We start from the raw sequence: 13,045 nt of genomic DNA, 5'->3' as shown, positions 1-13,045 counted from the left end.
GTATGTTTGATGATTTTACGAGTGACTTGAGGCAGGAAATTGCCCAATCTGCCGCGCGCCTGATGTTTGAAGAAGGTATCAGTGATTACGCCCGTGCCAAACGCAAAGCCATCAAAGCCATGGGGATCACGCAAGATGCGCCGCTGCCGACCAATGGTGAAATTGATGCGGCCTTGCGGGAATATCACGCGCTTTATGCAGATGAGACTGATGCCGCGCACCTATTGGAACTGCGCCAGGCGGCTCTGCACACCATGCGCTTATTACAAAAATTCCAACCCTATTTAACCGGTGCAGTGATGGAAGGCACCGCCGGGCCGCATGCCGACACCGAAATCCACGTCTTCGCCGAGAGCGCGAAAGAACTCGAAATCTACCTGCTTAACCAGAATATCCCCTACCACCTCGACGAGCAGCAGTACCGCATGTCTGACCGCCCGAGCAAACAAAAACACGAGCTGTTACGCAAACGCGTGCCTGTCGTGCTGGTAGAAACACGTTACGGCACACAACGCATCAGTATTTTTGAAGCCGACGACCTGCGTACAGCACCACGCAAACACGGTGAAAAGGCGGGCATCCATAGAATGACGCTGGCGCAAGTGGAAACCCTGCTTAAACCTGGCATCATTGAATAAACTTTAAAGAGAACGGCGCAGTATTCATATCCAACTGCTGCCTGGTCGTTTGTTGTTGTCAGTGCTTATGAATCCCACATGACAGCATGCCTGTGCCAACAAGCTACTGCATACTAATCTGCGTATAGCCCAATACCGTCCCGGTGGCAAAAGTCAGGTCGATCAAGCCAATCTGATAGTCATTAATCGCCCGGATTTCCTTGAGCTGCGCCTCTCCCAGCCTGGTCAGCGTTTCCAGCACCTCAGTCATGGTACGCAAGCCTTCATTAAACTGCTTAAGCTCAGCTTCATAGTTATAGCCGGCGATCATCACCTGCTGCCTTGCCGCAAGGATGCGCTGCCAGTTTTGCTCAACTTTATCCAGGGCATCATGAATTTCGCGTTTGACGGTCAGTGCTTGCAGTGTTTTGTTGGTCAGGCGCTGCATACGCTGGGCAATGGCTTTGTCCAGCTTGGCTTTGCGCGCCTCATTACTGACCGGCATTTCAAATTTAAGCCCGACAGACCAGTCATTGTATTGCCCATTCAACAGGTCTTGACCAATATTGCCCGCCCGATTGGCTGAGCTGGATAAGGCACCATACTGGTAATCCAGTGTGAACATGGGCAGGGTCTGGTTTTGCAGATAATCAATTTGCAACTGGTCTGCACTCAGCTTAAGTTCCTGGTCTAGCAGTTCAATCCGGCTATCCAGCGCATCTTTGAGTAGTTTTTCACGGTCAAATTCAAACTTGACCAGATTGGGGCTGGTAGACGGCACCCACGGCAAGCTGGCGCTACCCTGTTCAGGCAACTCATTGAGCAGAAATTGCAACTGCCTTTGCGCCAATTTCAGGTTGGTTTCGGCAATAATCAGCGCTTCCATGCGGTCGGCCACACCGATTTCAGCCCGGTTGACTTCAATCGCAGCCGTCAGGCCTTCCTGCACACGGCGTTTCACCATGGCTAGGTTTTGGCTGGCATATTCATACTGGTTGCGCCGCACATCCAGGGCTGCCCACGCTTCATATAAATCCCAGTAGGCTTTATCCACCATAGTGACAATACGGATGCTTTGCAAACGCGTTCTGAGTTGGGCGCTGTCCTGGTCGAGTGCGGCGATACGGATACTCGCCTCATTCACCTGCCGCCCGGCATTACGCAACAAGGGCTGGCTGAAAGAAAAGCGTAAAGCACTGCGGTATTGGTCGCTGGCCAGGCTGCCTTTACTCTCATAGTTTTCGAGGGGGGCACTCAGGGTGACACTACCGCCCGTTCTTAACGGCACTTTGATGCCGGTTTCCAGCTCCCAGAATTCCTTGTTTTGCGCGGCTGGATTGAGCTTGACCAACTCGCCATCCAGCGCAGAGTTAGCCGATTTAAGAATGACTTTATCACCCGCCATCGCAGGCAAGTCTTTCTGGCCATATTTGGCATAGGCAAAAATCACCTGGTCAAACTTGGCCTGCTCTTCACGCAACGATTGCGCAGCAATGGCCGGATCCATTTTGGCCACTTGCAGGTTAAGGTTGTTTTGCAGTGCTTTCTGCCGCACATCGGCAATAGTCAGTTGCGCACCCTGTTTGGGAGCGTTACTGAGCATATTGACGGTTTCAGGTGAGTCAAACGGTTGCAGGGCACTTTTAAGATCGATCACGACCGGCTTGTTACGCTGGAGTTGCTGTTGTTTGATGGCATCATGCAATGGCACTCCCTGGCCCTTAGCATAAGGCTCCAGCCCCCTGCCTTCTGTGCTCTGTAATCGTTGGCGCGCCCGACCGTCATTCAGCAACTCATCTGCACCAGCTGCCGTGGCCAATAGCATGCTGCCTAGACTAAACAGCCAGGTGAATACCGATGCTTGCAGTGCAGGCCTCATTTGCTTGCTCCAACACCGGCAGGCAGATTGAGGGGCGTAGGCTCATGCGGAATTCTGGGCGGGAAGCCATTGAGCAAGCGCCATAATTCATAGCCAATGGTGACTTTTTCTAGCAGTACCCACCCCTTGGCACTGATCCCTTGGCGCAAAAAGCGGGCTTCCGGCCACTCTGGCGTGCCTTCTTTGTGGATGACCATGATGCGGAAGTGACCGGTGCCATTGTCAGTAGGGTCAACGAAGGCAATTTTGCCCTCAAAAGTACCAACCCCCACTTGCGCCCAGCCAGGCACCTGAATGGCGGGCCAGCCCTCAAACTCCAGGCGTACGGTACTGTCGCGGGTGATCAGCGGCGCATCACGGCCATCGACCCATAACTCCACGGCCCGCTGTGAAGTATGCGGCACAATAATCAGTAAGGGATCGCCTTGTTTAATGATCTGAGATTGCGAATTGACGGGCAAACGGAAAATCGTGCCGTCGCGTGGTGCGATCATTTTTTGCATGTTTTGCCGCGCCAGTGAAATCTCTGAGCTATGCAGGCTGTTTTCAGCATCCGAGACTTCGCCTTTAATTTTGTTGATATTGGCTGTCACCGAGTCCAGATAAGCTTGCGTATCGGCCCGTACCTGGCGGATTTCTGCCTGTGCCGATTGCGCTTCCGCCATGGCAGATTGCAGTTGCGCTTGTGCACTATTCAGGCTGCGGCTAGCAATGGTATGGTCACGCTCAGCCACCTCGGTATCCCGCTTGGACACCAAACCATCGCCTAACAAGCGCTGCATGCGCTTAACCTGCATTGTGGCCGCATCCAGCGTCGCTTGGGCAGAATTCACCGCCTCGCGCGCACTGAGAATCTTCTGGTTGGCGACATCCAATTTATATTGGGCGGCAGTAATTTTGGCGTCGCGGCCCGCAGCTAGGTTGTCTCGCTGCACAGCGTAAGCCGACAACTCGCTTTGTTTAGAAGCCAGTTTATCCTCCAGATTATCGCGTTGCGCTTGCAACCGTTGCCGGAAGTTAGGGTCTGTGTCGCTGATTTCCAGCAAAACATCGCCCTGTTTCACTTGTGAGCCTTCTTGCACATACCAGTGCTGGATGAGCCCACTCACGGGCGCATCTACCGTTTGTACCCGCTCGGAAGGGGAATAGGCGGTAACCTTCCCCAGCGCAGTCACGTTTTGTTGCCACGGCAGGGGTAAAAAAGCCACTGGCAGCACGACCAGCAGCCAGGCCATCCGTTTGATCCACAGCCTTAACCGCTCAGGGGTCTGTACTCGCTGCGTCAGCGCGTTTTCAATCGCATTACTCATGCTGACCTCCTGCTACCCCGGTGTTTGCCATGCTCTCCAAATTGATGACTTGTTTACATTGCTGCGCAATATGCTGATAGCGCGTGGTAATCAGCACCATCCAATCCTGCTGGTGACGTTTAAGGAGCATCAGCACCTGATCCAATTCATCTTGAGACAGTTGATCCAGCAAGCCATCAATAATCAGTACATCCGGTTGACCTAGCATGGCGCGAGCAAGCATTAACCGCTGCAGCTGCGTATGCGTCATCGGTGCGCCAAAGTCAGTCAAGACAGTTTCTATGCCATTCGGCAGCTTACTGATTTCTTGCCACAAGCCCAGTACCTGTAATAACTCGATCACGTGATCCAGGCTCACCTCTGGTCGTTGCAACTTTAGGTTGTCCAGGATAGAGCCATGCTGCCACTCAACTTTGTTGGCCACGCCTATGCGGTCACGCAAATGGGACAAATCGAGCTGACGCACATCAATATCGTTGTAGCTGATATGCCCTTGTCCCGGTTGCCGCATGCCCATGATCAACTCAAGCAAGGTGGTTTTACCACTGCCCAAGCCACCCATGAGCGCCAGGCTTTCCCCGCGTTGTAAGCTAAAGCTCAGATTTTTGACCAACGCAGCTTGATCCGCATGCTGAAAGGTCAACTCATGGACCTTAAGTTTGGTATATCCTTCCTCGCCAGGCTGATGCTCACCAGACCGCTCCACGGGTAATGTTTCCAGTACGCCCAGCTTGTCTACTGCTGCGAGCAGATCATAGAAATACTCAAGCTTGGTGACAAACCGCACAAACGCTGACAGCACGCCAAAAATAATCAATTCGGCAGCCACGAATTGGCCAAGATTGATCTGGCCTTTGATGACTAAGGTCCCGCCTAGAATCAGCATGCCCGTACCGATTAATGCATACAGTCCCACGGCACCAATCAATTGCATCATCAGGACTTTAAAGTGTTTGGCCCTGACTAGCAGATAGCCTTCTGCCAGCTGCGCCGTATTGGCCGTGTTGCGCTGTTTAGCGCCATAAAATTTTGACAGCCATTTATTGCGGGCAATGGTTTCCAACCAGGCCGCCATTTCATATTTGGCTTTAGACTCTTTGATTGCCGTTTCTTCGGCTGGCTTACCCAAACCAAAAATAATCACCCACAACACGATGAGCATCAGGATGACCAGAATGCCAAAATACAGGCTATAAAAAAGCAGCACAATGCTGCCTATCAGCCCTTGTAACAAGGCAGTTAGGCCAACTGTAAGCAAGGTCGCCATCGACTTCTGCACGGTTTGAATATCAAAATAGCGATTCACCAGCTCTACCGGATTGAATTGATCATACACAGAGATATGAATCTGGCCGGTGTTTTGTGCAATCTGCAAGCTGTAGCGCACAAAAATCCGCCGTTGGATCATCTCCACCAGAAAACTCTCTATGGCATAAATCGCGCCAGACAATGCCAGCAAACAAAACAGAATCACGCCCACCACATACAGTGGCTGCAATATACCGCCCATGGTGACAATATTCACCATGGCCTGCACGGCGACAGGCGTGGCGATGCCCAATACACCATAAGCCGCGGTTAAATACAGCAGCAGCAAAATATCCTGTTTTTCAAATGAGAGTAACTTGACGACTCTTTGAAAAGGCGTGAGGGAAGTCGTATGAATGTTTGCCATAATAAGAATTGTTGTTAACTAGGCCCTGTAAATGGATAACAACCGTTTATATTAGTTCCCCAAAAAAAAACGGCTCACTAAGAGCCGTTTCTTTATACCACACAACGATTACAAGCTGTAAGCACGTTCGCCATGTTCGGTCGTATCAAGACCTTCACGTTCGTATTCTTCACTCACGCGCAGACCCACAACCGCATCTACCACTTTGTAAAGAATCACGCTTACGATACCTGTCCAGATCAAGGTGACCACGACTGCGATGATTTGAGTCGTTACTTGACCACCCATGGTCACACCTTCTGCGTAGCCAACACCACCCAAACCTGGTGCCATCAACACGCCAGTGCCTACTGCACCCCAGATACCGGCCAAGCCGTGAACACCGAACACATCCAGTGAGTCATCGTAGCCCAGCGCACCTTTCAATTTGGTCACGCCCCACAGGCTGACGAAGCTGGCAGTGAAGCCAAGGATGATAGAACCCATCGGGCCGATAAAGCCGCAAGCAGGGGTAATCGCAACCAAACCAGCCACTGCACCAGAAGCGGCACCCAGCATGCTTGGCTTACCTCTGAACAACCACTCAGCAAAAATCCAGCCCAGTACTGCAGAACCTGTTGCCAATTGTGTGTTAATCAACACCATACCGGCAATGCCATCAGCAGCCAGTTCACTACCAACGTTAAAGCCAAACCAACCCACCCACAGCAAGGAAGCACCAATCATGGTCATCACCAGGTTGTGCGGAGGCATGGCTTCTTTACCGTAACCAATACGTTTGCCCAACATGATGGCACCAATCAAAGCAGCGATACCAGCGTTGATATGCACAACAGTACCACCAGCAAAGTCTTTGGCACCCAACTCGGCCAGGTAACCACCGCCCCATACCATGTGTGCGATTGGGATATAAGCAAAAGTCACCCACAATGCCGTGAACAACAATACAGCAGAGAACTTCATACGCTCGGCAAACCCACCAACGATCAACCCAGGCGTAATGGCAGCAAATGTCAGCTGGAAGGTCAAAAACACATATTCTGGAATAGTGCCGGAGAGGCTTTCTGGTGTAACACCCGCCAGAAACGCCTTGCTTAATCCACCGACAATCATGTTACCTTCGCTGAAAGCCATGCTGTAACCATACGCAGCCCACAACACAGAAATCATTGAGAAGACAACAAACACTTGCATCAGCACTGACAACATGTTTTTCTGACGTACCAAACCGCCGTAGAACAATGCCAAGCCAGGAATCGTCATCAAAATCACCAGTACTGTGGCAACAATCATAAATGCGGTATTACCCACATCCATTGTTGGCGCTGGCGCTGCTTCAGCAGCAGGGGCAGCTTCGGCCGCTGCAGGCGCTTCGGCCGCAGGCGCCGCATCAGTAGAAACGGTTTCTTGTACGGTAATGGTTTCAGTCACCGTTTCTTCTGCATAACTGACTGGGCTTGCCGCCAGACCCATCACGGCGACCAGCGATAAGATTGAAAGAATTTTCTTCATAACAGAAGCCCTTTCTTATAACGCATCCGGACCGGTTTCGCCGGTACGTATACGGTAAACTTGTTCCAAATCGAAGACAAAGACTTTGCCATCGCCGATTTTGCCTGTTGCTGCTGCTTTCTCAATCGCATCTACGACCTGATCCAGCATGTCATCTTTGATCGCAACTTCGAGTTTAACTTTAGGCAAAAAATCTACGACATATTCAGCACCACGATACAACTCGGTATGCCCTTTTTGACGGCCAAATCCTTTGACTTCAGTGACAGTGATGCCTTGTACGCCAATATTGGACAAAGCCTCACGCACCTCATCAAGCTTGAATGGCTTGATTATTGCGGATACAAATTTCATTTGCTTCTCCCGTTGTTAACTCTGGCAGGCACATGCCCGCCAGATCTAAAACTTGCTTACTTAGAATGTACGGCCTAATGTTAAAACAACACGACCATCATTCAGGTTCTTAAATTGTGTTGATGGTGCTCCATTAAAGCTTGAGCCGCCATAGCCATTACGACCCCAATAACGAGAGTTGTCTGACTCAATCCAGTACACCCCAGCATTCCAACCTTCGGTAGCCCCAATTTTGAATGCTTTACTCAAACCAATCTTCCAGTCTGTGTAATCAGGATTCGTAGCGCCCGATGTAGAGGAGCTAGGTGCTGAACCACCACCGATTGCAGAAAAGTCAGCGTTAGGATCTAGTTTGCCAGCAACATTTAAACGTCCAACGTGAGCAATCAGCGTTAAATCCCACCAAGGTAATGGATACGCCGCATTCAATTCAATATAAGTTGAGCCTTTGGTGCTACCGTTCCAACCAGTATCTTTATCTGCGCCAAACCAATCTGTTAACGTGTAAGAAAGTTTTGCGCTAATCCAATCATATGAGAGACCTGCATTCAATTCATATGTATCCCAACGACCACCTTTTGGGGTTTGACTTTTTAAAGTACCATCTGGATTGTTATCGCCTGTAAATTTGTATTTTTTCCAAGAACCACCTGGATACAAGTATCCATAAACACCGACTGTATAGCCCAGTTTCTCAACTGTAGGAATGGTGCCATTAAAACCTGCATAAACATCAATTTCGGTGTTTGCATCAGGATAAGTATTTGGTGTTACACCAGAACCCCAAACGCCAGTATAGAAACCGCTGGAATGCGTAATATCCATACCGCCTTGTACGGTCGGCTTGTGCCAGGATTGTGAAATACCACGGAAGTAGTAGTCAGATACCACACCGATGTTACCTGTCGCAGCCCAATCGGAACCGGCCTGTTTTTCTTCCATGTATGGTGCTTTTGCCTCTTTAAGCTCTTCATGCAAAACCTTTGGCTCATCGGCATGTGCAAAATTAGCGAAAGACAGTGTCGCGAGTACAGCTGTAATTAACTTAGATTGGCGCATTTATTTAGTCCTCTCTCTGTGAAAATCTTGATCGAATTGTTGTAAACGAGAATGAAACAACATTGACCTAAAAGCAAAGCACGTGCCAACCTATATAATCATTAAAAATCAATTAATTAATAAAATAATTTAATCCTAAAAGTTAAATTAACATCGCAACATCATGTTATTTATTAAAAACATATAAAAATCAACCATTTGCATACACTTTTTTGATGTGCTTACATGCTAGAATAGCCTCACAAGGAGAGCTTGCCATGCTATTTTCAAACGAAAAAATTAAAGAATTATCTTTTAAAATCAAACAACTAATTGACTCAAGCCCCATTTCAGAGCTTGAAAACAATTTGCATGCACTAATTCAGGGCGCGCTCCCCAAAATGGAACTTGTTTCACGCGAGGAATTTGATATTCAGGCCGCTTTGCTGGCACGCACGCAGCAACAGTTAAAACAGCTTGAAGAAAAAATCAGCCAGCTGGAACAAGCCGACGCCGCCAAAAAGTAAAAATTAATTTACAATTGTTAGCATTCTTTGGTGCGGGAGTGCGACATGAGTTTGGCCGTGTTATACAGTCGGGCCTTAAGTGGGATGGATGCACCAGAAGTGGTGGTTGAAGTGCATCTGGCGAATGGTCTGCCCAGTTTCACCATCGTCGGCTTGCCAGAAACCGAAGTGAAGGAGAGTAAAGACCGTGTGCGGGCAGCGATTCAAACCGCCCAGTTTGAGTTCCCGGCACGGCGCATCAAATGTAGTCAAGGTGTTTCTGGAGGAATTTGAGCAAGGTAAGCTCTACATTCATTAATCATGGAATTGCGTTTCTGGAAAAGTGCATCATATAGATAATGACGCCCCATTAATGGGCGTAAAGTGTCATTATTAAACAAGCAGCTATACGTTTAGGACTTTATGGGAAATTACCAAGACCTTGAATATGAGTTTATTGAGAGAACTATTGCTCTAATAAATCAATATTATGCATCTTTAGACCAATACCCTTTTGAAAAGCAATATAACTACACTCTAACGATTAACTGCTTACTGGGCCTAATAGTCATGCCAAAGGAAAGGGCTTTAACATATTTGCCGAAATTGCCCATAAACAATAACTTGAAGGCATCTATTGGCTTGAATGAAACCGAATTTGGCGGACACATCTCTAACCTCAAAACGTTGATTCAAAGTCTCAGACACTCAATAGCGCATTTCAATATCGACGTTATTTCGGAAGGCGATGAACAACTTATTGATTGGGTAGAATTCACCGACTCCGAGCATGGACATCGACTTGTCGCGAGATTTAGAGCGAAAGAATTGTTGCCATTTTTAAAGTTTTATACCGAGAGTTTGTTGAATAACTTAAAACAATATCGGAATTCTAAACATCAACCTAGAGATTGATTGCTGGCGACTCTTATCGGGTTGTCTATGCGCTCGAGATCCGCAGACACAACTATAAAGCTAGTTTCAGGCAGTGCAATTCCATTTGTGCACACAGAAAACCTCAAATTGTTCGCATATGACTTCCATTTCTGACCAGTAATAAGCTAGCCCTGTATTTGCAAGGTTTATCATGCTTTTGGTGGCTGCCAACCCAAAACAGGTCCAACATGTACTGTAATCCCATGAGCAAAAGAATCCTGTTTGTAAGGGGGGCCACAATATAGGACGGCTATGGGAAGATTCATACCAAGATTCGACGGCTGCGAGAGTGGCAAGCGCAACTATCATACGAGCAAAATTTCCTGATCGCTGCCATGAAGCAACTGTACCGTGGGCAAACATGTGTCTGTTCAACCATGTTTCACCTCGATAGTCTTCAGTATTGCAAAAAAAATGATTTTTGAGCCACATCCGAAATGTCTCAAAGGCGTAAACACGCTCGTCCTGTCCAAAGAGATATGTAGAGGTCTTATACTCAGCCGGCACCCACATCCGGTCAAAATGGATCTGCGCAGCAGTTTCAATCGCCTTATCTATTGCGTGATCTATCTTTTCAGTAGTAGTAGACTTTGCTCCCAGATCCGACACTATTCGTGTCAGACTGCCTTCAATTGCCGGTATTAAAGTACCTACACTAGTTGACCAGTAGCCGCTATAAGCACCCAGATACGCCTCTCGTGCCAATGGCACGATATCTTTCAAACTTTTAGCCAGTGGCAATATTTGCTCTATACATACCGCTTGGAAAGGCAAGGTGTAAAGTGTAGAGGTGTGATATCTGAATAGATCGAGAGCTCTGCTTCTCGTTACATTTTGAACGGAAACAAGAAGGTCTGATATCTTACCCATAGGCACCCAAAGCGGTAAAAACCACTCGACCTTATCCCACAGAAGAGCCTGGTCTTCATATTTTTTTCGTCGAATTTGCCAGTTCTCATCCCCGGAATCTGGAATAGTCGGAAAGCAAGCTTTACCCTCCTCGAGGGTCAACACAATACATGGTGTTGTGTGAAACGCACCAACGTTAGCGACTTCCGCCACTGGATTGGTAAGTTTCTTTTCGGTTGCCCATTTTTCAATGAGTTCGGGTGTCAACTCATTCAACGGGCCATGCGCCAGAGCGCGACACCAAATTCCGTTGAATTTTTTCTCGATACTGGATAAAGACATTAGGCCCACCCAAAATAGAATCTTGAAGAGCTCGTAAAAGTTAAAAAATGCGCACCCCGATTACGGAGCATTAGAAAAATCCAAATCTAAACTACCTACCCCCTGAACGAAAAATTGATCAAGTCATTCCTTTCGCTCACGCATACCTTGGATGAAATACACATGGCCATATTTTTTATCTCTATCCATGTTGTCTTTAACATCTTTCATTGAAAGAGCGATGGCAAGAGGATTAACCATCAATGGTGACGGAAGATTGGATCCGACACCATTTAATACTGCGTGTGTCACATCCGGCTTAACGTCTCGAGCAAGTCTAAAAAGATCTGACATTACCCTCTGCTCGATTGCCGTGTCCAATGGTTTAGATCCCTCCATAGCATCAACTGCTACCTTTCGGAAAGCCTTAATATGTCTGTCTTCTCTAAGCTCCAAAATTTCATCCCAACTATAGCTATCAAAATTTGGAATTAATAAATCACCTCCAAACAAGTCATGGCATTGACCATTTCTTTTTGTAATTTCGTTTGTTAGGGCTCTTCCAATTATGGGTGAGTAGTTGGGAATGACATCTAGCCCTTCAGAGACAGCTAAAAAATTCAGTCCAATATCTGCATAAAGATCACCACTCAAAATTTTCACGTCGTCAATATCAAAGTCATATGAGTCTTCAGAGAGATTGTTTTCACGTCGAATTTCAGCAAAACAAAAATCCCCAAGACCATCCAAGGGTAAGTCATTGATAACTGCATAGCGATCAGCTTCGAACTTGTCTGCATCTGATACTACGTCCCAACAATCAACAAATAACTCCCTGAATTTCTTGTTAGATCCTAATGCTTTTCTTTGAGTGAGAGAGCCTTGTGGAGTCAAAAAAATTGAAACCAGCTCAGCCACATGATTTATTCCAAAGACCTCGTATGGCGCCCCACGTCTATTGAAGATTACCTTATCAAAGAGAATTGCATATCTCTTCATCAAACCTTCAATAGAGATACCTTCTTTTTCGAATAGCATTAAGCTGGGGATAGATGAAATGGCATCCATAAAAAGTTGAAGACCTAAACTTTAGATATCTTTTGATTTGAATTAAACAATTCAATTTCTCTCAAATCTGCCGTGATTGTAGCCATCAAACTTAAAGGTGAGCTTTCTTTTTCAAACTCTAGGTATGCTTGGAAAACTAAAGATGCAGGGTGGACATTCATGACTTTAGATAATTCGTGCACTTTTTCAAGTGTTGGTGAACTTGAACCGCGTTCAATATAACTTATGTATGAACGTGGGGATACGGACTCAAACTCCTCTTGAGTCAACCCTTTCGATTTTCGCGCCCTGGCAAATACCATTCCGAAAGCCTGTCTAAGGTTCATTGCAAATCCCATATCTAAGGAATTTGCATCATTGCTTTCAGGTGAAAATTACACTACGCAATATATTGGTCATTTTAATTGGCCTTTAGTGAATAATTTCTTCTTAGGTATTATTGATATTTCAATAGCAATAAGGATATATCTGAAGATCTCTGTAATTTTATTTCGTGTATGATGTTGTGATATATCAGACAAAATTTGTTACACATCTATGTTTTTTGTACATAAAACTGGGCTTCATCAGGATATATTTGATAGAAATTCTTTATTTTTTTCTTCTGCGGAGCTTCCATTGTTTCATCCGTGGTTTTTATGTGAGGTGCCCGAATATGAAGGCGAAGAGATACTTACATATTCCACCCATTTGTTCGCCGATTTAGATTCATTGTCCAAGTTTACAAGCTTACAAATACCTACTAGAGCGTATGTCGTTAGCCCAGGATATCTTAATAAAACCGAGCGGTGGATGCTGCAGGTGCTAAGGAGCGTTTCAAAAGCAAAATTTACTCACGACCTTGGAAATAGCGATATTTACAGGTTCGAGATTGAAAACGGAGATGTCATTTTTCACAATGCCAGCGGAATTAGTAAGTCTGCAGATGAGCTATCTTTCGAAACTATTTTGCAGTTTAATTAATTGCATTTTTAGTGAAA

Annotated in this window: 13 protein-coding genes and 1 pseudogene; 5 read left to right on the top strand and 9 right to left on the bottom strand. The window is 46.7% G+C overall.

Annotation, left to right across the window (positions count from 1 at the left end):
• Window positions 1-2: 2 nt before the first annotated feature.
• The gene (locus ACIDF8_RS09165; protein WP_412010307.1) at window positions 3-638 is read left to right on the top strand and encodes a hypothetical protein; all 636 of its coding nucleotides are present in this window, start codon (window positions 3-5) and stop codon (window positions 636-638) included.
• Between the two features lie 103 nt (window positions 639-741).
• Here the strand turns inward: ACIDF8_RS09165 and ACIDF8_RS09160 are convergent, their stop codons facing one another.
• The 6 genes from ACIDF8_RS09160 to ACIDF8_RS09135 form a co-directional block, all read right to left on the bottom strand.
• Window positions 742-2,496, bottom strand: coding sequence for a TolC family protein (locus ACIDF8_RS09160; RefSeq protein ID WP_412010306.1), 1,755 nt, complete (start codon window positions 2,494-2,496; stop codon window positions 742-744).
• A complete protein-coding gene (locus tag ACIDF8_RS09155) occupies window positions 2,493-3,806 on the bottom strand; it encodes an HlyD family secretion protein (protein WP_412010305.1) in 1,314 nt (437 codons plus the stop codon). Before ACIDF8_RS09155 ends, ACIDF8_RS09160 begins: the two co-directional genes overlap by 4 nt.
• Complete coding sequence (locus tag ACIDF8_RS09150; RefSeq protein ID WP_412010304.1) at window positions 3,799-5,481, bottom strand: peptidase domain-containing ABC transporter; 1,683 nt, start codon at window positions 5,479-5,481, stop codon at window positions 3,799-3,801. Before ACIDF8_RS09150 ends, ACIDF8_RS09155 begins: the two co-directional genes overlap by 8 nt.
• A 108-nt stretch (window positions 5,482-5,589) precedes the next feature.
• Window positions 5,590-6,993, bottom strand: a complete 1,404-nt coding sequence (locus ACIDF8_RS09145; RefSeq protein ID WP_412010303.1) for an ammonium transporter — start codon at window positions 6,991-6,993, stop codon at window positions 5,590-5,592.
• Between the two features lie 15 nt (window positions 6,994-7,008).
• Window positions 7,009-7,347, bottom strand: coding sequence for a P-II family nitrogen regulator (gene glnK / locus ACIDF8_RS09140; RefSeq protein WP_018986930.1), 339 nt, complete (start codon window positions 7,345-7,347; stop codon window positions 7,009-7,011).
• Window positions 7,348-7,407: 60 nt separating this feature from the next.
• The gene (locus tag ACIDF8_RS09135; protein WP_412010302.1) at window positions 7,408-8,406 is read right to left on the bottom strand and encodes a TorF family putative porin; all 999 of its coding nucleotides are present in this window, start codon (window positions 8,404-8,406) and stop codon (window positions 7,408-7,410) included.
• A 215-nt stretch (window positions 8,407-8,621) separates the two neighbouring features.
• On the opposite strand from ACIDF8_RS09135, the gene ACIDF8_RS09130 reads away from it, so the two are divergent.
• The 3 genes and pseudogenes from ACIDF8_RS09130 (at window position 8,622) to ACIDF8_RS09120 (ending at window position 9,806) form a co-directional block, all read left to right on the top strand.
• Window positions 8,622-8,912, top strand: a complete 291-nt coding sequence (locus tag ACIDF8_RS09130) for an accessory factor UbiK family protein (RefSeq protein WP_412010301.1) — start codon at window positions 8,622-8,624, stop codon at window positions 8,910-8,912.
• Between the two features lie 45 nt (window positions 8,913-8,957).
• A pseudogene (locus ACIDF8_RS09125) lies at window positions 8,958-9,152 on the top strand (magnesium chelatase domain-containing protein); the annotation flags it as partial.
• 162 nt (window positions 9,153-9,314) lie between these two features.
• Complete coding sequence (locus ACIDF8_RS09120; protein WP_412010300.1) at window positions 9,315-9,806, top strand: HEPN family nuclease; 492 nt, start codon at window positions 9,315-9,317, stop codon at window positions 9,804-9,806.
• Between the two features lie 66 nt (window positions 9,807-9,872).
• On the opposite strand, the gene ACIDF8_RS09115 is transcribed toward ACIDF8_RS09120, so the two are convergent.
• The 3 genes from ACIDF8_RS09115 to ACIDF8_RS09105 form a co-directional block, all read right to left on the bottom strand.
• The gene (locus ACIDF8_RS09115; RefSeq protein ID WP_412010299.1) at window positions 9,873-11,018 is read right to left on the bottom strand and encodes a hypothetical protein; all 1,146 of its coding nucleotides are present in this window, start codon (window positions 11,016-11,018) and stop codon (window positions 9,873-9,875) included.
• 123 nt (window positions 11,019-11,141) lie between these two features.
• Entirely contained in the window at window positions 11,142-12,065 is a 924-nt protein-coding gene (locus ACIDF8_RS09110; RefSeq protein ID WP_412010298.1) for a hypothetical protein, read from the bottom strand.
• Window positions 12,066-12,079: 14 nt separating this feature from the next.
• Window positions 12,080-12,391: a helix-turn-helix domain-containing protein gene (locus tag ACIDF8_RS09105; protein ID WP_412010297.1), complete on the bottom strand. Its 312-nt coding sequence runs from the start codon at window positions 12,389-12,391 to the stop codon at window positions 12,080-12,082.
• A gap of 211 nt (window positions 12,392-12,602) precedes the next feature.
• Here ACIDF8_RS09105 and ACIDF8_RS09100 point away from each other — a divergent pair, with 211 nt between their 5' ends.
• A complete protein-coding gene (locus ACIDF8_RS09100) occupies window positions 12,603-13,028 on the top strand; it encodes a hypothetical protein (protein ID WP_412010296.1) in 426 nt (141 codons plus the stop codon).
• Window positions 13,029-13,045: the final 17 nt, after the last annotated feature.

Origin of the sequence: Methylophilus sp. 3sh_L (assembly GCF_046766015.1) — a bacterium.
Lineage (GTDB): Bacteria > Pseudomonadota > Gammaproteobacteria > Burkholderiales > Methylophilaceae > Methylophilus.
Note: the sequence above shows the minus strand (reverse complement) of the source record. Positions and strands in the feature narration are given on the sequence as shown.

Bases quoted from the DNA above. Each gene is read 5' to 3' on its own strand.
- ACIDF8_RS09165 (WP_412010307.1), top strand. From the start codon at position 3: ATGTTTGATGATTTTACGAGTGACTTGAGGCAGGAAATTGCCCAATCT.
- ACIDF8_RS09160 (WP_412010306.1), bottom strand. From the start codon at position 2,496: ATGAGGCCTGCACTGCAAGCATCGGTATTCACCTGGCTGTTTAGTCTA.
- ACIDF8_RS09155 (WP_412010305.1), bottom strand. From the start codon at position 3,806: ATGAGTAATGCGATTGAAAACGCGCTGACGCAGCGAGTACAGACCCCT.
- ACIDF8_RS09150 (WP_412010304.1), bottom strand. From the start codon at position 5,481: ATGGCAAACATTCATACGACTTCCCTCACGCCTTTTCAAAGAGTCGTC.
- ACIDF8_RS09145 (WP_412010303.1), bottom strand. From the start codon at position 6,993: ATGAAGAAAATTCTTTCAATCTTATCGCTGGTCGCCGTGATGGGTCTG.
- glnK (WP_018986930.1), bottom strand. From the start codon at position 7,347: ATGAAATTTGTATCCGCAATAATCAAGCCATTCAAGCTTGATGAGGTG.
- ACIDF8_RS09135 (WP_412010302.1), bottom strand. From the start codon at position 8,406: ATGCGCCAATCTAAGTTAATTACAGCTGTACTCGCGACACTGTCTTTC.
- ACIDF8_RS09130 (WP_412010301.1), top strand. From the start codon at position 8,622: ATGTGCTTACATGCTAGAATAGCCTCACAAGGAGAGCTTGCCATGCTA.
- ACIDF8_RS09120 (WP_412010300.1), top strand. From the start codon at position 9,315: ATGGGAAATTACCAAGACCTTGAATATGAGTTTATTGAGAGAACTATT.
- ACIDF8_RS09115 (WP_412010299.1), bottom strand. From the start codon at position 11,018: ATGTCTTTATCCAGTATCGAGAAAAAATTCAACGGAATTTGGTGTCGC.
- ACIDF8_RS09110 (WP_412010298.1), bottom strand. From the start codon at position 12,065: ATGGATGCCATTTCATCTATCCCCAGCTTAATGCTATTCGAAAAAGAA.
- ACIDF8_RS09105 (WP_412010297.1), bottom strand. From the start codon at position 12,391: ATGAACCTTAGACAGGCTTTCGGAATGGTATTTGCCAGGGCGCGAAAA.
- ACIDF8_RS09100 (WP_412010296.1), top strand. From the start codon at position 12,603: ATGTTTTTTGTACATAAAACTGGGCTTCATCAGGATATATTTGATAGA.